This window comes from Paraburkholderia sp. 22099, from assembly GCF_052045835.1.
In the GTDB taxonomy this organism is placed as follows: domain Bacteria; phylum Pseudomonadota; class Gammaproteobacteria; order Burkholderiales; family Burkholderiaceae; genus Paraburkholderia; species Paraburkholderia terricola.
In genome coordinates this window covers 307514-329495 of record NZ_JBQEPU010000002.1, presented here as the reverse complement: position 1 = coordinate 329495, position 21982 = coordinate 307514, and the positions used below count along the sequence as shown (strand labels likewise).

Here is a 21982-nt window from a genome sequence, read left to right as displayed (position 1 = left end):
AAGTCAACCCTTCGAGAGCAAATAAATCGATTTGACCTGTCCCGAAACTCCACTATACTTGGTGCCAGAAATTCGGTTTTGCACTATATCTTGTGCTTTCTTGTGCATAACCATGTGAATAACCGAGTGCACAACGGGTGCACAACTGGTGGATAAGTCAGCGGCGCCCCGCTCTTCGAGCATGGCGCCGCAAGCATTCCAGGCAGCGATAAAAATTCCTGCGGCGCGGCCGGAAGAGACCACCGGCGGCATCCAGAAGCACTCAGGAAAGGGGCGTGGCAAGTGATCGCGACACACATGATGAAGACCGTTACGAATTCGAACCAGGCTTCATCGCTGTCGCATCCCGCCACCCGGCCCAGCCGGCCTTTTTCCTGCACCCCATCGCTTGCGCACGCGGCGGCGCAGCGTTCGTTTTAATCCGCGGCATTCGCCGCAACATTTCCAGGACCAGGAGCTTTGCACATGCAAACCACCGACAACGTGACGACCCGGTACGAGGGTTCACCGACTGGCCAGGCGTTCGGCCAGGCACAAGGCGCCCAGGGGCTCGCGCCGCAAGCGACCTACGCCGACTACAAGGTGATCCGCCGCAATGGCAGCGTGGTGTCGTTCGAGCCGTCGAAAATCGCCATCGCCGTGACGAAGGCATTTCTGGCTGTCAACGGTGGTCAAGGCGCCGCGTCGGCGCGTGTGCGCGAACTGGTCGAGCAGCTCACGCAGAACGTCGTGCGCGCCTTGCTGCGCAGCCGCCCGAACGGCGGCACCTTCCATATCGAGGACATCCAGGATCAGGTCGAACTCGCGCTGATGCGCGGCGGCGAACACAACGTCGCGCGTGCTTACGTGCTGTATCGCGAGAAGCGCACCCAGGCGCGCGGTCATGACGAACAGGTGGCCGGCGGCGCGCCGGGTCTGAACGTCACCGATAACGGCGTGACGCATCCGCTCGACATGGCTGCGCTGCGCGGCATCATCGAATCGGCTTGCGCGAATCTGGGCGACGCCGTGAGCGCCGAGCCGATCGTCGCGGAGACGGTCAAGAATCTGTACGACGGCGTGCCGATGAGCCAGGTCTACGACTCGGCGATCCTGGCCGCGCGCACGATGATCGAAAAAGATCCGGCTTACAGCCAGGTCACCGCTCGCATCCTGCTGCACACCATCCGCCGCGAGATCCTCGAGGAAGAAGTCACGCAAGCCGAAATGGGCGAGCGCTACGCCGAGTACTTCCCGCAGTTCATCAAGCGCGGCGTGCAAGCCGAGTTGCTCGACGACAAGCTGCTGCAGTTCGATCTGAAGCGCCTCGGCGCCGCGCTCGACAACAACCGCGACCTGCAATTCGGCTACCTCGGTCTGCAGACGCTGTACGACCGCTACTTCCTGCATCACGACGGCGTGCGGATCGAAATGCCCCAGGCATTCTTTATGCGTGTCGCGATGGGTCTGTCGCTGAACGAGATCGACCGCGAAGCGCGCGCGATCGAGTTTTACAACGTGCTGTCGAGCTTCGACTTCATGTCGTCCACGCCGACCTTGTTCAACTCGGGCACCCGCCGCTCGCAACTGTCGTCGTGCTATCTCACCACGGTGGACGACGACCTCGACGGCATCTACGAAGCGCTGAAGGAAAACGCGCTGCTCTCGAAGTTCGCCGGCGGCCTCGGCAACGACTGGACGCGCGTGCGTGCGCTCGGCTCGCACATCAAGGGCACCAACGGCAAGTCGCAAGGCGTGGTTCCCTTCCTGAAGGTGGTCAACGACACGGCGGTGGCCGTGAACCAGGGCGGCAAGCGCAAGGGGGCGGTGTGCGCGTACCTGGAAACGTGGCACCTGGACATCGAGGAATTCCTCGAACTGCGCAAGAACACCGGCGACGACCGCCGCCGCACCCACGACATGAACACGGCGAACTGGATTCCCGACCTGTTCATGAAGCGCGTGATGGAAGGCGGCGACTGGACGCTGTTCTCGCCGTCCACCTGCCCGGACCTGCACGACAAGTTCGGCGCCGAATTCGAAACGGCTTACACGGCTTACGAAGACAAGGTCGCACGCGGCGAAATCAAGCTGTTCAAGAAGCTGCCGGCGGCGCAACTGTGGCGCAAGATGCTGGGCATGCTGTTCGAAACCGGCCACCCGTGGATCACGTTCAAGGATCCGTGCAATGTGCGCTCGCCGCAACAGCACGTCGGCGTCGTCCACTCGTCGAACCTGTGCACGGAAATCACGCTCAACACCAGCGACGCCGAAATCGCCGTCTGCAACCTGGGCTCGGTGAACCTCGTCGCTCACCTGAAGGAGCAGGCCGACGGCACGCTCGCGCTCGACCACGACAAGCTCAAGCGCACCGTCAGCGTGGCGATGCGCATGCTCGACAACGTGATCGACATCAATTACTACGCGGTCGCCAAGGCGCGTAACTCGAACCTGAAGCACCGTCCGGTCGGCCTCGGCATCATGGGCTTCCAGGACTGCCTGCACCTGCTGCGCACGCCGTACGCGTCGGACGAGGCGGTCAAGTTCGCCGACACGTCGATGGAAGCGGTCTGCTACTACGCTTACTACGCGTCGACCGAACTGGCGCAGGAGCGCGGCCGTTACTCCAGCTACCGCGGCTCGCTGTGGGATCGAGGCATCCTCCCGCAAGACTCGCTCAAGCTGCTGGCCGAAGCGCGCGGCGGCTACGTCGAAGTCGATTCGAGCGAGTCGATGGACTGGACCGAACTGCGCCAGCGCATCGCCACCTACGGCATGCGCAATTCGAACTGCGTCGCGATCGCCCCGACGGCGACGATCTCGAACATCATCGGCGTGTCGGCTTGCATTGAGCCGACTTTCCAGAACCTGTATGTGAAGTCGAATCTGTCAGGCGAATTCACGGTGGTCAACGACTACCTGGTGCGCGACCTGAAGGCACGCGGCCTGTGGGACGAAGTGATGGTCGCCGACCTGAAGTATTTCGACGGCACGCTCTCGCGCATCGACCGTATCCCGGCCGACCTGCGCGCGATCTACGCGACCGCGTTCGAGCTCGATCCGGTGTGGCTGGTCGAAGCGGCCTCGCGTCGTCAGAAGTGGATCGACCAGGCGCAGTCGCTGAACATCTACATGGGTGGCGCGTCGGGTAAGAAGCTCGACGAGATCTACAAGCTCGCCTGGGTGCGCGGTCTCAAGACCACCTACTACCTCCGCACGATGGCGGCGACGCACGTCGAGAAATCGACGGTGGCGCACGGCGCGCTGAACGCGGTGTCCTCGGGTGGCGGTGAAGGCACGGGCGGTATCGGCGGCGGCGCGGCGGGTGGCTTCGGCGTGAGCGGCGGCGTTGCTGGCGGCGGCATCCAGGCGGCGGCGGCAGCGGCCGCGCCCGCAGTGCCGGCCGTCGCGGTTGAAGCCGCGCCGGAAGCGGATGGTCCGGTGTGCATGATGCGTCCGGGCGACCCTGGCTTCGACGAGTGCGAGGCTTGCCAGTAACAACCCGGCAAGCACGAAGCGGATAGCAGGATCGTTGTTTGCTGACGGGTGTAGGTAATGACCCGCATGCAGACCCGCATGCAGCGAGCAGCGAACCTGGTGGAAGTGAAGCAGAAGCGAATGAGATGAGCGGCGCGGTGGTTGAGATCGAAGCCGCGTCGTTCATCGAAAGCAGCGAAGCACGGCAAGCGACTGAGGCCGTGAAGCGGTAGATCGGCAGTCGGCAGTCGGCGGCACCAACGAAGCGCGCGGCACAGTGCGCTCGGCAAACGCTTCGATCGATGAGGCCAAGGCAACGCAGCCGGCCAGATGCATCGCTCGACCTTGCATTGAACTTCACCTCGCCGCCACTGACGAAATGGCAAACGCGGGTAAATGCAGAAGCCGCGAGCGAGGCAGCAGTCAGCAACGCAACATGCTCCACGCACACTCCGCGATACAGATAGATAGAGCAGCGAAACGAGGCTTCGATACGTTGCTCTTCGAGCTCGCGAAGCACCTCGACGACACACGTTCAACACGCTTCACATGAGGCGACGCACACACAGTGTCGAACAAAGTGTTGTATGAACGTAGCAACGCGAATCGAAAACAGGATTTTTCATCGGCGAAGGCTTTTATCGCTCGTGAAAAGATGGTACAAACCGTTCTAAATTGATGGTGACATTTATGCTCAACTGGGATGACGAGATCACTGCCGTAACTCCCTCGAGCGCTACGCAACAGAACGTGTTGCGCAACGCTGCGGGATCGGCTGTCGGTTCGCAAGTCGGAACGCGTTCCGCTCCTCACGCTCCCTCGGCTCAAGACATCTTCGCGAACGACATCGCTGTCGCTCCCGTTGCTTCCGCTCCTTGCGCTGCCGGAACGGCTGCCGCTTCCGAAGCGCGGGTCAATGTCGCCGACAAGCGCATCATCAACGGCCAGACCGACGTCAATCAGTTGGTGCCGTTCAAATACAAGTGGGCCTGGGAAAAGTATCTGGCTGGTTGCGCCAACCACTGGATGCCGCAAGAAGTGAACATGTCGCGCGACATCGCCCTCTGGAAAGACCCGAACGGGCTGACCGAAGACGAGCGCCGCATCGTCAAGCGCAACCTGGGCTTCTTCGTGACGGCGGATTCCCTCGCCGCCAACAACATCGTGCTGGGCACCTACCGCCACATCACGGCGCCCGAATGCCGCCAGTTCCTGCTGCGCCAGGCGTTCGAAGAGGCGATCCACACGCACGCTTACCAGTACATCGTCGAATCGCTGGGCCTCGACGAGGGCGAAATCTTCAACGCGTATCACGAGGTTGCCTCGATCCGCGCGAAAGACGAATTCCTGATTCCGTTCATCCACACGCTGACCGACCCGGCCTTCAAGACCGGCACGCTCGAAGCGGACCAGACGCTGCTGCGCTCGCTGATCGTGTTCGCCTGTGTGATGGAAGGTCTGTTCTTCTACGTCGGCTTTACGCAAATCCTGGCGCTCGGCCGCCAGAACAAGATGACCGGCGCGGCGGAACAGTACCAATACATCCTGCGCGACGAGTCGATGCACTGCAACTTCGGCATCGACCTGATCAACCAGATCAAACTCGAAAACCCGCAACTCTGGACGGCTGCGTTCCGCGCGGAAATCCGCGAGATCTTCCAGCAAGCGGTCGAACTTGAATATCGTTACGCGGAAGACACGATGCCGCGCGGGGTGCTCGGCCTCAATGCGTCGATGTTCAAGAGCTATCTTCGCTTCATCTGCAACCGTCGTTGCCAGCAGATCGGTCTCGATCCGCTGTATCCGAACGAGGAAAACCCGTTCCCGTGGATGAGCGAGATGATCGACCTGAAGAAGGAACGCAACTTCTTCGAGACGCGAGTGATCGAATATCAAACAGGCGGCGCGCTGACCTGGGAGTGATCCGGGTTCGAGCCGCAGATGTATTCATCGATGGGGATGCCGTGGGCCCAAGGCCGCGGCACTTATGTTTAGGAGCTTAATCGCCTGATGCAAAGCGTGCCCAGTGCGCCGCGTGCCTTCGCGGCCCACGAACATGACCGGCACTTTGCGAACCCTTCAGTGGGATGGGCAAACTTCCCCCCGGAAAAAGCCGTTGGCGTGATCGCCGGCGGCTCGATCAAGCAATTGCCGGCGCTGGAATCCAGTGCCGACCAGATTTGGCGCGCGGTGCCCAAGGGCACGGCGCGCCTTACCGCATTCATTAGCGTAAGCGCGCAGCACCTGCGTACGCCGATGAATAGCCCGCTTCGTAGCGCGCGCCTTGAGAAGCGTCCGCGGGAAGCGGGTTTTGACGAAGGGTGTAGTTTGAACTGACTCTCATCTGAAAACCTGAAGGAGAAAATGATGGCAACTGCAAAAAAAGCCGCAGCTAAGAAGCCCGCAGCGAAGAAGGTTGCAGCAAAGAAAGCTGCTCCGGCTAAGAAGGCCGCACCGGCAAAGAAAGTAGCGGCGAAGAAAGTCGCTGTGAAGAAGGTTGCAGCGAAGAAGGCACCGGCTAAGAAGGTTGCAGCGAAGAAAGCTGCTCCGGCCAAGAAGGTTGCCGCCAAGAAAGCCGCTGTGAAGAAGGTTGCAGCGAAGAAGGCGCCGGCCAAGAAGGCAGCGCCGGCGAAGAAGGCCGCTGTGAAGAAGGTTGCAGCAAAGAAGGTTGCGGCAAAGAAGGCGCCGGCGAAGAAGGCTGCGGCAAAGAAGGCCGCACCGGCTAAGAAGGCTGCTGCCAAGAAGGCTGCGCCCGCCAAGAAGGCTGCTGCCAAGAAGGCCGCGCCTGCTAAAAAGGCTGCGCCTGCCAAGAAGGCTGCCGCGAAGAAGGCCGCTGCTCCTGCCAAGAAGGCCGCGCCTGCGAAGAAGGCTGTCGCCAAGAAGGCTGCGCCTGCACCCGCTGCGACTACTGTCTCGAGCGCACCGGCGGCGACGGTGAAGACCGCGCTGAACCCGGCAGCGGCATGGCCGTTCCCGACGGGCAGCCGTCCGTAAGCGGTAGAAGCAGAAGCACTTCGACACGTCGCATGATGTGTCCGATGATCGAGTAGCGCTTAACGCAGTGTGATCGAGCGCTACTCGGTCAGGGTCCCGTTGCCGGGTTTCCGGCGACGGGATTTTTTTTGCGCCGCGTGCGAGCAATGCCAGGATTCGCTCGCGGATCTCATGCCGCATGCAATCGACAGGCGAAAAAAAACGCATGCACAGGGGAGGGCATGCGTGTGAGGTCGCCGCGGTGGCGCGTAAAGCGCTGCCGCGCGAGAGGGGAAACTAGTGCGTGACGCGCGTGACGCCGCCGCTGGAGAGGAGCCGCACGCGGTCGCCGGCGCGGAAGATCTCGCCGGTGGCGCTTTGCGTGATCGCGCGCATGTCGCCGTTATCGAGCCGCACGGTGATCTCGAGACCGTCGCGCACGGCAACGCCGTTCTCGACCGAATTGCCCGCCACCGCACCGGCCAGCCCGCCGATGATGCCCGTCACGATCGAGCCGCGGCCGCCGCCGAGCGCGCTGCCGGCCACCGCGCCCAAGGCACCGCCGCCGATCGCGCCCAAGCCGCTCGGCTGGCCGTTGTTCGAGCTGATCTTCACCGCGCGGACGCTGTCGACCGTACCCATGCGAACCGTTTCCTCACGCTGCGCTTGCGACGCGGTGTAGACGTCGGCGGAACTGCTGTTGTATGCGCACCCCGACATGGCCAGTGAACCGGCGATCAAGGCGACCACCACCAGGCGACTCATTGTTTTCATTCCCTAACTCCAATAGCTCTCGGTATTACCGCAGGCCGTATCCGAACGCCTGCTCGAACCGTTCGTTGATCTCCGCCCGAGTGGGCGCGTAGTTTTGCGGGCCCTGGTGTTCGATCTTCAGCGCGCCCATCAGGCTCGCGAGACGGCCGGTGGTGGCCCAGCCAAGCTTGTTCTCGATGCCGTACAGCAAACCGCCGCGGAATGCGTCTCCGCACCCTGTGGGATCGAGCACTTGCCGTGCCTTGACCGCCGGAATATCTTCGACGCCGCCGGCGTGATGAATCTGCGCACCGTGTTCGCCGAGCGTGACGATCAGCGCCTCGACCTTGCCGGCCATTTCTTCGATCGACCAGCCCGTCTTGTTGCTCACCAGTTTGGCTTCGTAATCGTTGACAGCTACATAAGTAGCAAGTTCAATCATGCGCCGCAGCGACGGGCCGTCGAACAGCGGCAAACCTTGGCCCGGATCGAAGATGAACGGCACGCCGGCCGCGGCCAGATGCTCCGAGTGCTGGACCATGCCGTCGTAGCCATCGGGCGCGACGATGGCGAGCGTGATGCCCGGCGCTTCGCCGGCGCGATTCAGATGCGACTGCATCATCGCGCCGGGATGGAACGCGGTGATCTGATTGTTTTCCAGGTCGGTGGTGATCATCGCCTGCGCCGAATAGGTGTCGGGCACCATCAGCACGTGTTCCGTCGACAGGCCGAGTTGCGTGAAACGGTCCATGTAGAGTTGCCCATCCACCGAGCCGAGCGTGCCCATGATGCGCGCGTCGCCGCCCAGCAGATTCAGCGAGTAGGCGATGTTGCCCGCGCAGCCGCCGAACTCGCGGCGCATCGTCGGCACGAGAAAACTCACGTTCAGGATGTGGACCTGCTCCGGCAGGATGTGCTCCCGGAAACGGCCCTCGAAGGTCATGATGTTGTCGTAGGCGAGCGAGCCGCAAATCAGCGTAGCCAAGGCGAGCGTTCCTGTAAAAATCAACGAAGAGAAAGGCGCGACGATGTGACAGCGCCGCGCACGAAGCGCGGCGCCGGAGTTCGTGCGCGAAGGTTTTTACTTCAGCGCGGCGAGTGCTGCATCGTAGTTCGGTTCGTTCTTGATCTCGCCGACCAGTTCGGCGTGCACGACCTTGTCGTTCTCGTCGATCACCACCACGGCGCGCGCCGTCAGACCCGCGAGCGGGCCGCTCGTCACGTCGACACCGTAGGCTTGCGCGAACTCATGGCCGCGGAACGTGGAGGCCGTGACGACGTTCTCGATGCCTTCCGTCGTGCAGAAGCGCGATGCGGCGAACGGCAGGTCGCCCGACACCACGATCACCGCCGTGTTGCTCAGCTTGGCGGCCGCTTCGTTGAACTTGCGGGTGGAGGTGGCGCAGGTCGGCGTGTCGAGACTCGGCACGATGTTCAGCACCTTGCGCTTGCCGGCGAAATCGGCGAGCGAGACCGGCTTCAGATCCTTGCCGACCAGCGAGAAGGCGGGGGCGTTCTGGCCCACCGACGGAAAGGTACCGGCCACTTCGATCGGGTTGCCGCCCAGCGTAACTTGACTCATGTTGTCGTGCTCCGAAAAGTCGTCAGGAATGACGGTGAACGCGCCCGGTCGAAGCCGGGCGCGCGAGGATGCGTTACGGATAAAAAATCTGTACGCGGAAATTGGAAGCGACCGCATTGCCCGTGTCGAGGCGCACGATCATGGTTTGCGTGGTGTGCGCGGGCAGACCGGCCGCGATCGGCGTGCCGGGCGCGACGTAGTCTTGCGGCCACAGTACGCGGCGCATGGCCACGTTGTTCTGATCGTCGAGCAGCGTGAGTTCGATGGCCGGGTAGGCCAACGCGACATTGAAGCGGTTGCGCAGCGGCATCTTCAGTTCGAGCTTGTGCGGACCGTCGATCTGCCGCAGATCGGACGGCTCGACCTGCAAGCCGTCGATGTCGTGCGGCGGCGTCACCTGGCAGCCGAGTTGCGCGCAGGCCTTCACGTAGAGCGCTTGCGAACTCGGGAAATAGACCTGCACGGTTTCGCGCTGCCACCAGGCGAGTTGCGCGAGGAGCGCGACGATCAACAGCACAGCCAGCACCGACCCGACGATGATCCAGCCGACACGGCGCGGTTCGGCGGGACGCGTTTCACGCACCACGGGGAACGGATCGACGCCGTCGTTCACCGGATGGACGGAGAACGGTTCGCCGCTGGCAGCAGCGGCGGGCCCCCTCGGCGCTGAACCGGCCGTGCCGAAGCCGCTCGCCGCTCCGGGATCGGCGGCACCGAAGCCGGCCGCGCCGGCACCGCTCGCGCCGAAACGCGGCTCGTTGTCGGGGATGCCGCGAAAGAAAGCCGGCTCTCCGGCAAGCGGTTCTTCGACGGGAGGTTCAGGCGCGCGCTCGGTCTTGTGCCAGACGCGCGGCGCATCTGCCGCCGGCGGCTCGGCCGGGTAGGCGAAGGGGTCGAGTGGCGCGTCGGCGAGGATAGGTTCGTCGTCGGCGGCCGTCGGCGCGGTGAAAGCGCCGGCCGGAAATTCCGGTTCATCCGTGACGTGATGATGCGGCGCGGCCGCGCCGGCGAGAGCCGCCATACGCGGCACGTTGCCCCCGTCATACGGCAGGCCGTTGTTGACCTTGGCGTCCAGAAAGGGCGCGTGAGGGTCCCAGTTGCTCGCGCGGAAATCGAGCCGCTCGGGGCGCACGCCGGAGAGCGCCTCGATCGCCGCGGCGGCGGCGACCGGCTTGGCAGAGGAAAAGTCTCCGCCTTCGGTGATGTCGAACAGGCTGCTGGACGCGTCGAAGACTTCATTGCAATTGCCGCAACGCACGAGGCCGCGACGCAGCGCGAGCTGCGCCGGTTGCAGGCGGAAAACGGTTTCGCAGAAGGGACAGCGCGTTGCCAGGAGCATATTGGGCCGATAAGCCGGGGAGGCCGGTGGTTGGACAATACCCCTTATTCTAAAGGCTTTCGCGGCGCGTTCCCGTTAGGCATACCCAGCCTTCGTGCTCGCGCCATACGCCGATGTCGATCCATCGCGCGTAGACCTGCGCCACTTCGTCCGCTTGCCGCGCGAGGATGCCCGACAGCGCGATCCGGCCACCCGGCTTCACCTTCGACGAGAGCATCGAGGCCATCAGCTTGAGCGGATTCGACAGGATATTGGCGACCACGATATCGAACTCGCCGGTGGGACATTCGTCAGGCAGGCCGTAGGTGACGTCCGCGCGGTTGCGTTCGCTGTTGTGACGGGCCGACTCGACCGCTTGCGGATCGATGTCGATGCCGTACACCGGATCGGCGCCGCACTTCTTCGCGAGAATCGCGAGGATGCCCGAGCCGCAGCCGTAGTCGAGCACGGACTGCCCCGGCTCGACCGACTGCTCCAGCCATTCCATGCACAGACGCGTGGTGGGATGGCTGCCCGTGCCGAACGCGAGGCCCGGATCGAGTTCCAGCACGAGTGCTTCGGGGTCCGGCGCGTCGTGCCACGACGGCACGACCCAGATACGTTGGCCGATCGGAATCGGATCGAATTGCGACTGCGTGAGCCGCACCCAATCCTGTTCCTCGACCTCGCGCACGGTGAACGCCGGCGCCGGGGACAAACCCAACTGGTTCGCCGCGGCCGTGAGCAGCACCGCCGGCTCGTGTTCCGGCGCGAGCAGCGCGATCACGCGCGAACGCTGCCATGCCGAGCGATCCGGCGTGAGACCGGGTTCGCCGAACAGCGGCTGTTCGTCGGGCGTGTCGGCGTCCGCATCCTCGACCGATACGGACAGCGCGCCCAACTCGAGCAGCGCGTCGGAGAATTCCTCCGCTTGCTCGCGTGGCAGCTCGGCGATCAGTTCCCGGTAGCTCATGGCTTATGCTTCTTCCGGCGCGGCTTGCAGCTTCGCGGCCAGGCGGTTTTCGAGGTAATGGATGCTGGTGCCGCCCTCGACGAACTTCGCATCCAGCATCAACTCGCGGTGCAGGGGGATGTTGGTCTGAATGCCTTCCACCACCATTTCCGACAACGCGATGCGCATCCGCTTGATCGCCTGCTCGCGCGTCGCGCCGTAAGCGATCAGCTTGCCGATCATCGAATCATAGTTCGGCGGCACGAAATAGCCGTTGTACGCATGCGAATCGACGCGGATGCCGGGACCGCCCGGCATGTGCCACGACGTCAAACGTCCCGGCGACGGAATGAACTTGAACGGATCTTCCGCGTTGATCCGGCATTCGATCGCGTGACCCTTGAACACGATGTCGCGCTGACGGAACGCGAGTTTTTCGCCGGCCGCGATACGGATCTGTTCCTGCACGATGTCCACGCCGGTGATCAGTTCGGTCACCGGATGCTCGACCTGCACCCGCGTGTTCATTTCGATGAAGTAGAACTCGCCGTTTTCGTACAGGAACTCGAACGTACCCGCGCCAAGATAGCCCATCTTCTTGCAGGCGTCCGCGCAACGATCGCCGATGCGGTCGATCAGGCGCCGCGCGATGCCCGGCGCCGGCGCTTCCTCGATCACCTTCTGGTGACGGCGCTGCATCGAGCAATCGCGCTCGCCTAGCCATACGGCGTTCTTGAACGAATCCGACAGCACCTGGATTTCGATGTGCCGCGGGTTCTCCAGGAATTTCTCCATGTAGACCTGCGGGTTGCCGAACGCACGGCCGGCTTCCTCGCGCGTCATGTTGACCGCGTTGACGAGCGCCGCTTCCGTGTGGACCACGCGCATGCCGCGGCCACCGCCGCCGCCGGCGGCCTTGATGATGACCGGATAGCCGACCTGGCGGGCAATTTTCACGATCTCTTTCGGATCTTCCGGCAACGCGCCTTCAGAACCCGGCACGCAGGGCACGCCGGTCTTGATCATGGTTTGCTTCGCCGTGACCTTGTCGCCCATCATGCGGATGGTTTCGGGGCGCGGGCCGATGAAGGTGAAACCGGACTGCTCGACACGCTCGGCGAAGTCGGCGTTCTCCGACAGGAAGCCGTAGCCGGGGTGAATCGCTTCGGCGTCGGTGACTTCGGCTGCGCTGATCAGCGCCGGCATGTTCAGGTAGCTGAGATTCGAAGGCGCCGGGCCGATACAGACCGCCTCGTCGGCGAGCTTCACGTACTTGGCTTCCTTGTCGGCTTCCGAATAGACGACGACCGTCTTGACGCCGAGTTCGCGACAGGCGCGCTGGATACGAAGCGCGATCTCGCCACGGTTGGCAATGAGGATTTTTTCAAACATAGCGGGTTTTCGACTCATCAATGGGCGCCCGGTCGTTCACGACACAGGCTGCCTCAGAGGATCGGTCGCGCGCCTCGAACAGCGGGCGCGCGGGCGGCGAGCGCAGTGCGTGCCGCGTCAGCCGACCACGAACAGCGGTTGGCCGTATTCGACCGCCTGGCCGTTTTCGACGAGGATTTCCTTGACCACGCCGGACGCGTCCGACTCGATTTCGTTGAGCAGCTTCATCGCTTCGATGATGCAGATCGTCTGGCCTTCCTTGACCGTATCGCCCACCTGGACGAACGGATCGGCGCCCGGCGACGGCGCGCGGTAGAACGTGCCGACCATCGGCGAGGTCACCACGTGGCCTTGCGGCGCGGCCGCTGCGGGAATGGCCGGAGCCGCCGCGGCGGGCGCTTCGCCGGCGGGCGGCGCGGGCTGCGCGTATTGCGGTGCGTACGAGGCGGACGGCTGCACGTAAACCGGCGGCGCATTCTTGACGATGCGCACCTTGCCTTCGCCCTCGGTCACTTCGAGTTCGGAGATACCGGACTCCGAGACGAGGTCGATCAGAGTTTTTAGTTTACGTAGATCCATCAGGAGCCCCTTTTAATACGTGAAGTGCCGGGCGCGTGTGCGGCCGGCGCAAATTAGATGTGTTTGGAAATCAGCCGCGCGATGAACCGGCGGCGAGCCGGTCGAGCGCGAATTCGAGCCCGTATAGGTATCCCTTCCAGCCGAGGCCGCAAATCACGCCCTCAGCCTGGTCGGAGAAATACGAGTGATGCCGGAACGGTTCGCGGCGATGCACGTTCGACAGGTGAATCTCGACGAACGGGATGCCGACCCCCGCCAGTGCGTCCCGAATGGCCACGCTCGTGTGCGTGTACGCGGCGGGATTGATCAGGATGAAATCGGTGTGTTCAGTCCGGGCGGATTGGATGCGGTCGACCAGCGCGCCTTCGTGGTTGCTCTGGAACGAGGCCAGTTCGACGCCGGCGTCCGCTGCGCGGTCCGCCAGCGCCTGATCGATCTGCGGCAAGGTCACGCGACCATAGACCTCGGGTTCCCGGGTGCCGAGAAGGTTGAGGTTCGGTCCGTGCAGTACCAGCAGTCGCGTCATGGTCGCTTCTTTTTCCGTGGAATTGGGCGCACTTTAGCGCTGATTAGAGAAACTTGTCTAGTTTCGCCGATATACGCCCCGGTCCCCAAGCGGCCGTATCATCGCGCGGGCCTGCCAACTTCCGCCAAAAATGCGCGATTTTCGGCGAAATGAGCGCCTTCAGCGATTATCCGAGTGTTAAAGGAATGTAAGTTTTAGAGGGCGTCAAGCGTCTGTTTCAGCGCCTGCGGGTCGATTTGTCCTAATTTTGACGACCGCACGTTGCCCTGCGCGTCGATGACGACGGTGAAGGGCAGGCCTCCCGCCGTGTTGCCGAACGCGCGAGCGAGATCGGCGCCGCCGAACCCCGTCACATAGACGGGGTAGGCGACCTGGACCTTCTGCAAGAAGGCCTGGACGTTCTTCTCCGAATCCACGCCAAGTCCGACGAAGCGGATCCCTTTCTCCGCATATTCGCGCTGAAGCTGCGAAAGAGCCGGCATTTCCTCGACGCAGGGTCCGCACCAGGAAGCCCAGAAGTTGACGACGATCGGCTGCCCTTTGAACAAGGCCAGCGATTGCGGCTTGCCCGTCGCGTCGGTCACGGGCGCGCTCCATAACTGAGTGACGGCGCTCTCGCCGGGTTTCGACTGCGCAGACTGCGAAAGTTGGGCATCGTTGCCGTTCAGCCAATGATTGGCGAGCACGCCGCCTCCGGCCGCCACGATAGCGACTAGCGCGCCGGCCACGATACGTCTTATGTTCATGTTGCGTCTGTCTTGGGTCAGGAAGGGATGTCGCTACTCTGGAGCAGTGTCTGGACCGCTTGAAGATTGGCGCGGGCAGTGCGGCCGCGCGCGTCGGCGCGCACGGCGCCGCGCAGATCGTCGGTTTCGTATAAGGCGACGTGGATGCCGACCGGCTCATCGCGCCCTTCATCGGGTGGGCGCCACATGAAGCTCAATGTTTCGACGTAGCCGCGTCCGGCGAAATGCCGCGTTTCCGAGACGTCGTACTGAATATTGGTGTTTAGAAAGTAGATCGCGACTTCCTTCGGGTTGTCGCAGAACACCTGAAGGTGGATATCCGAGTGTTCGCCGGCCGTGCCGCCGAGCACGGCGCCAGTCAGGTAGGGGTTGAACGGCGCTAGCCGCTCCATCCAGTCCACCGCGATATGGCGCAGCCGCCTCAGCAGGGCCGGCTGGCTGTCGCCCTGGAAGAGCGCCTGGTATTCGCGGATTTCTTCCTCGATCTGGTCGTTATCCGGCAGCCATTCGCCGGCAACACGGCTCTCTCCGACTACCTGGCGCGCCGCCTTACGCTTGGCCGTGGCGTAGTCGAGACCGTCTTCGGCGATCAGCCGGGCAGCCGCGATGGCGATTTCCTCGCGCACGCGCTGCGGATCGAAGTGTGATTTGCGGGCCATCTCTGAATCATACTAGAGATTGATGACAGGCCTTTCCGGCTAGCCGCCGCCGGCCTTTCGACGGCCGGCGCGGGCGCGCGCCCGTGGGGCGGAGGGAAGCGGTCGGTTACAATAGCGTCCTTTGCGGACGGTCGTTCCGGCCGCTTCGCTGCATCCCATCCCTCGCAAAAACGCCCGCGCGGCACGACAGGCTTATGCACATCCACATCCTCGGCATCTGCGGCACGTTCATGGGCGGTCTCGCGGTTCTCGCGCGCGGCGCGGGTCACACCGTGACGGGCTGCGACGCCGGCGTCTATCCGCCCATGAGCACGCAGCTCGAGGCGCAAGGCATTCGGCTGATCGAAGGTTACGACGCGGACCAATTGAACGGCCTGAACGCCGATCTGTTCGTGATCGGCAATGTGGTCTCGCGCGGCAACCCGCTGATGGAAGCGATCCTCGACCGCGGCCTGCCGTATGTGTCCGGTCCGCAGTGGCTCGGCGAGCACGTGCTGAACGGCAAGTGGGTGCTGGCGGTGGCCGGCACGCATGGCAAGACCACCACCAGCTCGATGCTGACCTGGCTGCTCGAAGACGCGGGCCTCAATCCCGGTTTCCTGATCGGCGGCGTGCCGCTCAACTTCGGCGTGTCGGCGCGCTTGACCGATTCGAGCTTCTTCGTGATCGAAGCCGACGAGTACGACACCGCGTTCTTCGACAAACGCTCGAAGTTTGTTCACTACCGGCCGAAAACCGCGATCCTGAACAACCTCGAATTCGATCATGCCGACATCTTCCCGGATCTGGCGGCGATCGAAACGCAGTTCCACCACCTGATCCGCACGGTGCCGGGCATCGGCCGCGTCGTGACGAACGGTCGCGAGGACGCGCTCGAACGGGTGCTGACCCGCGGTTGCTGGAGCGAGGTGGAGCGTTTCGGCGTGCAGGGCGGCTGGGAAACCCTGCCTGCGGAAGACGGCGTGCCCGTCGACGAGCGTTTCGCCGTGTATCACAACGGCGAGCGCGTCGGCGTGGTCGAGTGGCAGGTGCAGGGCGAGCACAACCGCATGAACGCGCTGGCCGCGATCGCCGCCGCGCGCCATGTCGGCGTGCCGCCGGCGCAAGCCGCGAAATCGCTGGCGAGTTTTCGGAATGTGAAGCGCCGCATGGAAGTGCGCGGCAGCGTCGACGGCGTGACCGTCTACGACGACTTCGCGCATCACCCCACCGCGATCGACACCACGGTGGCCGGTCTGCGCGCCCGCGTCGGCCGCGACAACACGCGGATTCTCGCGGTGCTGGAGCCGCGCTCGAACACCATGAAGCTCGGCGTGATGAAAGCGCAGTTGCCGGCCAGTCTTGCCGACGCCGACCTCGTATTCGGCTACGGCGCGCCGTCCGGTCGCGACGCGCTCGGCTGGAACCTCGGCGAAGCGCTCGCGCCGCTCGGCGGCAAGGCGCAGGCCTTCGACAATCTCGACGCGCTGGTGAAAGCGGTGGTCCACGCGGCGCGCCCCGGCGACCAGATTCTGGTGATGAGCAACGGCGGCTTCGGCGGCGTGCATCAGAAGCTGCTCGACGCACTTTCAGCGCGAGGCGCTTCGTGATCCTTTATCTGCACGGTTTCCGCTCGTCGCCCAATTCGTTCAAGGCGCGCGTGCTGGCGGCGCGTCTCGTCGAACTGGGCCGCGGCGACGAATGGTGCTGCCCCATGCTGCCGGTCTCGCCGCTCGAGACGGTCGCGCTCGCCGAATCGCTGGTGGCTGCCGCGAAACCCGACCATGTCACGCTGATCGGCAGTTCGCTCGGCGGCTATTTCGCCACGTATCTCGCGGAGAAACACGGCTGGCCCGCCGTCTTGCTGAACCCCGCGGTCGTGCCGCAGCGCGATCTGAGCGCCTATCTCGGCGAGCAGCCGTTGTGGCACGGCGGCGGCAGCATCGTTGTCGAGCCGCATCACTTGGATGAGTTGCGCGCGCTCGGCGTGGCGTCGATCACGCGGCCCGAACGCTATTATTTGCTGGCCGCCACCGGCGACGAGGTGCTCGATTACCGCGAAATGCTCGCGCACTATCCCGGCGCACGCACTACGCTGATCGAAGGAAGCGACCACGCGATCAGCGAGTTTGCGCAATATGTCGACGACGTGCTGGCCTTTTGCGACGCCGAAGACGTCGAGCCGCCGGCACCGCGCGAAGCGGCCTGAAGTCACGCAAATCCGGCGGTCCGGTGATCATCGGGCCGCCGAATATCGGATTCAACCCGCCGGCGCGCGCGTATCGCGCCGCGGATCCACTACCACGAACACGTTGCCGCGCCGCGCACGCAGTCGACCGATCGCTGAAATCAGATCGGATGCGCCGGCAGATGCAAGTCAGAACGAGAGTATTGAGTGAACGTTTTCTTCGAGGAATCGGGCAGTTTCAAGGCGGGCAGCGTGCTGTCGCGCCAGGGCGATGCGTTTCAGGTCGAGTTGCCGGGCGGCCGGCGCGCCAAGGTGCGCGCGAAAGACGTGTTGATCGAATTCGACAAGCCGAGCGCGGCCGAACTGATGCAGCAGGCCGACGCCGCCGCGCAGGACATCGATCTGGATTTCCTGTGGGAATGCGCGCCTGACGACGAATTCCCGTTCGCCGCGCTCGGCGCGGAGTATTTCGGCGAAAGCTTCGGCCCGATCGAGCGCGCGGCGCTGGTGCTGCGCATGCACGGCGCGCCCGTGTACTTCCGCCGCAAGGGCCGTGGCATGTATCAGCGCGCGCCCGAGGAGCAACTGAAAATGGCGCTCGCCGGCCTTGAGCGCAAGCGTCAGCAGGCGCTCGTGCAGGCGGGCTACGAGGAAGAGCTGAAGGCCGGCCGTCTGCCCGAAGCGTTCACCGGCAGCAAGGCGCTCGCGTTGCTTACGCGGCCCGACAAGAACACGATCGAATACAAGGCGCTCGAGGGCGCCGCGGCGGCGCGCGGTATTTCGCAGGCGCGCCTGATGCTCGAATGCGGCGGCATTGCGTCGGCGCGCGCGCTGCACGAGGCCAAATTTCTGTCGGAGTTTTTCCCGCACGGCACCGGTTTCCCGCCGGTCCAGGTCGGCGCGTTGCCGGAGGATTTGCCGGAAGCCGACGTCGAGGCGTTCTCGATCGACGACATCACCACCACGGAAATCGACGACGCATTCTCCGTCGAGCATCTGGCGGACGGCCGCGTGCGGATCGGCGTGCACATCGCCGCGCCGGCGCTCGGCATTCAGCGCGGCGACGAGGTCGATGCGATCGCGCGCACGCGCTTGTCCACCGTCTACATGCCGGGCGACAAGATCACGATGCTGCCCGACAGCGTCGTCGAAGCGTTTACGCTCGCCGAAGGCGGCTTGCGGCCGGCGCTTTCGCTGTATGTGATTGTCAATCGCGAGACGCAGGAAATCGTCGCGAGCGAAACGCGCGCCGAGCGCGTGTTCGTGAAGAACAACTTGCGTCACAACACGCTCGACGAACTCGTCACCGAAGAGGCGCTTGCCGCCGGCACCGGCGACTATCCGCACAAGGAAGACATCGCCGTGCTGTGGCCGTTCGCGCAGGCGCTGTTCGAGAAACGACAGACCGCGCGCGCCGGTTACGGCCTGCGCCGCGAAGTGCAGCGCAATACCGACTTCAACTTCTACGTGGAAGGCGAGCACATCACGATCACGCCGCGCCGGCGCGGTTCGCCGCTCGACACGATCGTCGCGGAACTGGCGATTCTCGCCAACTCGTCATGGGGCGCGTTTTTGCACGATCACGGCGTGCCCGGCATCTATCGCACGCAGCGCGCATTCGGCGCGCCGACCGGCCCCAAGCGCACCCGCATGCAGACCTCGGCCGCGCCGCACGAGGGCCTCGGCGTCACGCAATACGCGTGGAGCACCTCGCCGCTGCGCCGCTACGTCGACCTGGTGAATCAGTGGCAACTGATCGCCTGCGTGCAGCATGGCGTGACCGCGAAGCTGGCCGCGCCGTTCAAGCCGAAAGACGCCGATCTGTTCGCGGTCGTGCAAGGTTTCGACGACACCTACACCGCGTACGCCGATCACCAGCGCCGCATGGAGTACTTCTGGTGCCTGCGCTGGCTGAAGCAGGAGAACAGGAAGCAGGTAGTGGCGTCGGTGGTGAAGGGCGATCTGGTGCGCCTCGAGGAAATTCCGTTGCTGCTGCACGTGCCGGGCCTCGGCGTGCACGCACGCGGCACGCGCTTGCTGATGGAAGTGATGTCGCTCGACGAACTGACCGTCGAAGCGTCCGTGCGTCTGCTGCATGTGCTCGACGCGCCGACCGTGACGAGCGGTGGCGAGGTCGAGGAAGCGGATGACGGCGAGGACGAAATCATCGACGCCGCCGATGCAAGCGCCGAAGGCGAAGCCGAGGCGCAAGCCGAAGCCAACCTCGACGGCGACGCGGCCACACAGAGCGACGCCGGGAACGGCGATGGCGCAAACGACGCGTCAGCCGACCAGCAGCACGTGACGGAGCCGGGACGATGAACGCCAACCCGTCGCGCGACCGTTATGCGGTGATCGGCAATCCGGTCGCTCACAGCAAATCGCCGTTCATTCATGGCCGGTTTGCCGCGCAGACCGGCGAGCCGATCGAATACAGCCATTTGCTCGCGCCGGTGGATGCCTTCGTGCCGCATGTGCGCGCGTTTATCGACGCAGGCGGACGCGGCCTGAACGTGACCGTGCCATTCAAGCTCGACGCGCATGCGTTCGCCGATGTGTTGTCGCCGCGCGCGGCGGCGGCGGGCGCGGTGAACACCTTGCGCGTCGATTCGAGCGGTATTTACGGCGACAACACGGACGGTTTTGGACTGGTGCGCGACATCGAGGTGAATCTCGGCGTGCCGTTGAAGGGCGCGCGCATCCTGTTGCTGGGCGCGGGCGGCGCCGCGCGCGGCGTAGTGCTGCCGATGCTGGAGCGCGCGCCGCACACGCTGACCATTGTCAATCGCACGGCGGAGAAGGCCGAGGCGCTCGTCGATCAGTTCGCGCAAGCCGCGCGCGACGCCGCGTGCCGTTTGAGCGGCGGCAGCGCGCGGGCGATCGAAGCCGGCGCGTACGACGTGATCGTCAACGCGACGGCGGGCAGTCTGGAGGCGTCGTTGCCCGAGTGCGACGACCGCGCGTTCGGCAGCGGCACGCTCGCCTACGACATGATGTACGGCGCGCATCCGACGGTGTTCATCGAACACGCGCGCAAACTTGGCGCTCGCGGCGCCGACGGTCTCGGCATGCTGGTCGAGCAGGCTGCCGAATCGTTTTACGTATGGCGCGGCGTGCGGCCCGACGGCGCGCCGGTGCTGGCCGAATTGCGTGCGCTGTTGACGGCGCCGTCGCACGCGTAGAGCGGCGCTTCATCTCGCGGCATTCACCGACTCCAGGACCGAGACCCCGATGACAGCAACGCGGCGCGCGAGCCGGCCAGGTCCGGTGCGATGGATGTTTTATCTGGGCGCCGTGCTGGCGATTGCGTGGTTCGTGACGCAGGCGTTTTACTTCGCGCAGATCGCGGTGTGGAATTACGTGAATCCGCGCTCGACGGCTTTCATGCGCTCGGACGCGTGGCGGTTGTCGCGGGAACGGCCGGATCTTTCGATGCAGCATACGTGGGTGCCGTATGACCAGATTTCGCGCAATCTGAAGCGCGCGATCATCGCTTCGGAGGACGCGAATTTCGCCAGCAACAACGGCTATGAGACGGACGCCATCTTGCAGGCTTGGGAGCGGAATAAGGCCAAGGGCAAGATCGTTCGCGGCGGGTCGACTATCACGCAGCAATTGGCGCGGAATCTGTTTTTGTCTCGGGAGAAGAGTTATATCCGCAAGGGACAGGAGTTGATCATTACGTGGATGCTCGAGAGCCTGATGGACAAGGAGCGCATCTTTGAGATCTATCTCAACTCCGTTGAATGGGGGAATGGGGTTTATGGGGCTGAGGCGGCGGCACGCTATTACTACAAGACGTCCGCTAGCAAGTTGAGCGCGGGGCAGTCGGCGCGGTTGGCGGTGATGCTGCCGCAGCCCAGGTATTTTGATGAGCATCGCGGGTCAGGGTATTTGGCGCAGCGCGCGAGGGTCATTGCTCGGAGGATGGGGGCGGCGGAATTGCCCAATTGAGGTTTTTTTTGCCTGGTCGGCGGGTTTGGTTTTTGGTTTTTGAAGTTGGTTTGTTGGCCTTTGCTTGATTTGTTAGTGGTCTATTGGGGTTGCCCCTGTGCGGGGCGGCACCTACTTTCTTTGCCGCCGCAAAGAAAGTAGGCAAAGAAAGCGGCTCAAACCGCCAGCTTTGAAGCGGGTCTCCTGGCTTGGAGGGGGCAGTGGTGCATCTGGAATCGGTGTTCTCGCGCACTCCGCGCTCGTGACACAGCAGTCATTCTTCCGGCGACGCTGCGCGCGCCGTCGCGGTACTTCATCAAACCGCAGGCGGCTTCTGCGCCCAGCAGTACATCTCCACGCGTTTAGCACTGCACGCGCCACGCGCCACTTCACCGCTCACTGGCTTGCCGAGCGTCGGTAGCTCACCAGACTGTTAGCGGCCCGGCCCGCCGGGTGGGGCCACGCCCCGAGCCCCCGAGCCCCCGAGCCCCGAGCCCCGAACCCCGAACCCCGAACCCCGAACCCCGAACCCCGAACCCCGAACCCCGAACCCCGAACCCCGAACCCGGAACCTCGAACCCCGAACCCGGAACCTCGAGCCGCGCGCCCCACGGTCCACGGTCCACGGTCCACGGCCCACGGCCCACGGCCCACGGCTTACGGCCCACGGCCACGGCCACGGCCACGGCCTAGGCCTACGCCCACGCCTACGCCCACGCCCACGCCTACGCCGAACGCCCGGCACCCGGCACCCGGCACCCGGCATCCGGCACCCCAACCGGCATCTTGGTCGGCACTTGGCGCGTTGCCTCCAGCGGCATCCTTCAAAACAACCGCGCGTTTTCGGCGTCTCGCCGAGGCGAAGCCGATGGCCCCAACCGCGCCCAATGAAACCGCTGGTTTCCGTGCGCGCCGTTTCCGGCGAGCGCGCAGCGCGAGGCGGGAA

19 protein-coding genes are annotated in these 21982 nt (G+C 64.1%); 9 read left to right on the top strand and 10 right to left on the bottom strand.

The window, feature by feature from the left end:
• Positions 1–465 precede the first annotated feature (465 nt).
• From ACTJLC_RS03775 to ACTJLC_RS03760, 4 genes are all read left to right on the top strand, one after another.
• The gene (locus ACTJLC_RS03775; RefSeq protein ID WP_310135207.1) at positions 466–3477 is read left to right on the top strand and encodes a ribonucleoside-diphosphate reductase subunit alpha; all 3012 of its coding nucleotides are present in this window, start codon (positions 466–468) and stop codon (positions 3475–3477) included.
• Positions 3478–4146: 669 nt separating this feature from the next.
• Entirely contained in the window at positions 4147–5379 is a 1233-nt protein-coding gene (locus ACTJLC_RS03770) for a ribonucleotide-diphosphate reductase subunit beta (RefSeq protein ID WP_440843269.1), read from the top strand.
• 87 nt (positions 5380–5466) lie between these two features.
• Positions 5467–5793, top strand: a complete 327-nt coding sequence (locus ACTJLC_RS03765) for a hypothetical protein (RefSeq protein ID WP_073431249.1) — start codon at positions 5467–5469, stop codon at positions 5791–5793.
• A gap of 30 nt (positions 5794–5823) precedes the next feature.
• Entirely contained in the window at positions 5824–6450 is a 627-nt protein-coding gene (locus ACTJLC_RS03760) for a histone H1-like DNA-binding protein (RefSeq protein ID WP_073431248.1), read from the top strand.
• Between the two features lie 276 nt (positions 6451–6726).
• Here ACTJLC_RS03760 and ACTJLC_RS03755 read toward each other — a convergent pair whose 3' ends face one another.
• From ACTJLC_RS03755 to ACTJLC_RS03710, 10 genes are all read right to left on the bottom strand, one after another.
• Positions 6727–7203, bottom strand: coding sequence for a glycine zipper 2TM domain-containing protein (locus tag ACTJLC_RS03755; RefSeq protein WP_073431247.1), 477 nt, complete (start codon positions 7201–7203; stop codon positions 6727–6729).
• Positions 7204–7228: 25 nt separating this feature from the next.
• Positions 7229–8167, bottom strand: a complete 939-nt coding sequence (locus ACTJLC_RS03750; RefSeq protein WP_154874339.1) for a carbohydrate kinase family protein — start codon at positions 8165–8167, stop codon at positions 7229–7231.
• A gap of 96 nt (positions 8168–8263) precedes the next feature.
• A complete protein-coding gene (gene tpx / locus ACTJLC_RS03745; RefSeq protein WP_073431245.1) occupies positions 8264–8764 on the bottom strand; it encodes a thiol peroxidase in 501 nt (166 codons plus the stop codon).
• 73 nt (positions 8765–8837) lie between these two features.
• The gene (locus tag ACTJLC_RS03740; RefSeq protein ID WP_440843268.1) at positions 8838–10103 is read right to left on the bottom strand and encodes a zinc-ribbon and DUF3426 domain-containing protein; all 1266 of its coding nucleotides are present in this window, start codon (positions 10101–10103) and stop codon (positions 8838–8840) included.
• Between the two features lie 49 nt (positions 10104–10152).
• Positions 10153–11055: a 50S ribosomal protein L11 methyltransferase gene (gene prmA, locus ACTJLC_RS03735; protein WP_154874335.1), complete on the bottom strand. Its 903-nt coding sequence runs from the start codon at positions 11053–11055 to the stop codon at positions 10153–10155.
• A gap of 3 nt (positions 11056–11058) precedes the next feature.
• Positions 11059–12426, bottom strand: coding sequence for an acetyl-CoA carboxylase biotin carboxylase subunit (gene accC, locus ACTJLC_RS03730; protein WP_020071265.1), 1368 nt, complete (start codon positions 12424–12426; stop codon positions 11059–11061).
• Positions 12427–12543: 117 nt separating this feature from the next.
• The gene (accB, locus tag ACTJLC_RS03725; protein ID WP_073431242.1) at positions 12544–13005 is read right to left on the bottom strand and encodes an acetyl-CoA carboxylase biotin carboxyl carrier protein; all 462 of its coding nucleotides are present in this window, start codon (positions 13003–13005) and stop codon (positions 12544–12546) included.
• A gap of 70 nt (positions 13006–13075) precedes the next feature.
• Entirely contained in the window at positions 13076–13531 is a 456-nt protein-coding gene (gene aroQ / locus ACTJLC_RS03720; RefSeq protein WP_073431241.1) for a type II 3-dehydroquinate dehydratase, read from the bottom strand.
• Positions 13532–13725: 194 nt separating this feature from the next.
• The gene (locus ACTJLC_RS03715) at positions 13726–14277 is read right to left on the bottom strand and encodes a TlpA family protein disulfide reductase (RefSeq protein ID WP_440843267.1); all 552 of its coding nucleotides are present in this window, start codon (positions 14275–14277) and stop codon (positions 13726–13728) included.
• Between the two features lie 17 nt (positions 14278–14294).
• On the bottom strand, positions 14295–14936 hold the full coding sequence (locus tag ACTJLC_RS03710) for a UDP-N-acetylmuramate--alanine ligase (RefSeq protein WP_440843266.1): 642 nt from the start codon (positions 14934–14936) through the stop codon (positions 14295–14297).
• Between the two features lie 194 nt (positions 14937–15130).
• Between ACTJLC_RS03710 and mpl the strand changes: the two genes are divergently transcribed.
• The 5 genes from mpl (at position 15131) to mtgA (ending at position 21057) form a co-directional block, all read left to right on the top strand.
• The gene (gene mpl / locus ACTJLC_RS03705; protein WP_440843265.1) at positions 15131–16525 is read left to right on the top strand and encodes a UDP-N-acetylmuramate:L-alanyl-gamma-D-glutamyl-meso-diaminopimelate ligase; all 1395 of its coding nucleotides are present in this window, start codon (positions 15131–15133) and stop codon (positions 16523–16525) included.
• A complete protein-coding gene (locus ACTJLC_RS03700; RefSeq protein ID WP_073431237.1) occupies positions 16522–17124 on the top strand; it encodes a YqiA/YcfP family alpha/beta fold hydrolase in 603 nt (200 codons plus the stop codon). Before mpl ends, ACTJLC_RS03700 begins: the two co-directional genes overlap by 4 nt.
• Before the next feature lie 186 nt (positions 17125–17310).
• Entirely contained in the window at positions 17311–19425 is a 2115-nt protein-coding gene (locus ACTJLC_RS03695; RefSeq protein WP_440843264.1) for a ribonuclease catalytic domain-containing protein, read from the top strand.
• The gene (gene aroE / locus ACTJLC_RS03690; protein ID WP_073431235.1) at positions 19422–20285 is read left to right on the top strand and encodes a shikimate dehydrogenase; all 864 of its coding nucleotides are present in this window, start codon (positions 19422–19424) and stop codon (positions 20283–20285) included. Before ACTJLC_RS03695 ends, aroE begins: the two co-directional genes overlap by 4 nt.
• A 49-nt stretch (positions 20286–20334) precedes the next feature.
• Positions 20335–21057, top strand: a complete 723-nt coding sequence (mtgA, locus tag ACTJLC_RS03685; RefSeq protein ID WP_440843263.1) for a monofunctional biosynthetic peptidoglycan transglycosylase — start codon at positions 20335–20337, stop codon at positions 21055–21057.
• The last annotated feature ends 925 nt before the right edge of the window (positions 21058–21982 follow it).

Bases quoted from the DNA above. Each gene is read 5' to 3' on its own strand.
- aroE (WP_073431235.1), top strand. From the start codon at position 19,422: ATGAACGCCAACCCGTCGCGCGACCGTTATGCGGTGATCGGCAATCCG.
- ACTJLC_RS03770 (WP_440843269.1), top strand. From the start codon at position 4,147: ATGCTCAACTGGGATGACGAGATCACTGCCGTAACTCCCTCGAGCGCT.
- accC (WP_020071265.1), bottom strand. From the start codon at position 12,426: ATGTTTGAAAAAATCCTCATTGCCAACCGTGGCGAGATCGCGCTTCGT.
- aroQ (WP_073431241.1), bottom strand. From the start codon at position 13,531: ATGACGCGACTGCTGGTACTGCACGGACCGAACCTCAACCTTCTCGGC.
- ACTJLC_RS03765 (WP_073431249.1), top strand. From the start codon at position 5,467: ATGCAAAGCGTGCCCAGTGCGCCGCGTGCCTTCGCGGCCCACGAACAT.
- accB (WP_073431242.1), bottom strand. From the start codon at position 13,005: ATGGATCTACGTAAACTAAAAACTCTGATCGACCTCGTCTCGGAGTCC.
- mpl (WP_440843265.1), top strand. From the start codon at position 15,131: ATGCACATCCACATCCTCGGCATCTGCGGCACGTTCATGGGCGGTCTC.
- ACTJLC_RS03715 (WP_440843267.1), bottom strand. From the start codon at position 14,277: ATGAACATAAGACGTATCGTGGCCGGCGCGCTAGTCGCTATCGTGGCG.
- ACTJLC_RS03710 (WP_440843266.1), bottom strand. From the start codon at position 14,936: ATGGCCCGCAAATCACACTTCGATCCGCAGCGCGTGCGCGAGGAAATC.
- ACTJLC_RS03760 (WP_073431248.1), top strand. From the start codon at position 5,824: ATGGCAACTGCAAAAAAAGCCGCAGCTAAGAAGCCCGCAGCGAAGAAG.
- ACTJLC_RS03740 (WP_440843268.1), bottom strand. From the start codon at position 10,103: ATGCTCCTGGCAACGCGCTGTCCCTTCTGCGAAACCGTTTTCCGCCTG.
- mtgA (WP_440843263.1), top strand. From the start codon at position 20,335: ATGACAGCAACGCGGCGCGCGAGCCGGCCAGGTCCGGTGCGATGGATG.
- tpx (WP_073431245.1), bottom strand. From the start codon at position 8,764: ATGAGTCAAGTTACGCTGGGCGGCAACCCGATCGAAGTGGCCGGTACC.
- ACTJLC_RS03755 (WP_073431247.1), bottom strand. From the start codon at position 7,203: ATGAAAACAATGAGTCGCCTGGTGGTGGTCGCCTTGATCGCCGGTTCA.
- ACTJLC_RS03775 (WP_310135207.1), top strand. From the start codon at position 466: ATGCAAACCACCGACAACGTGACGACCCGGTACGAGGGTTCACCGACT.
- prmA (WP_154874335.1), bottom strand. From the start codon at position 11,055: ATGAGCTACCGGGAACTGATCGCCGAGCTGCCACGCGAGCAAGCGGAG.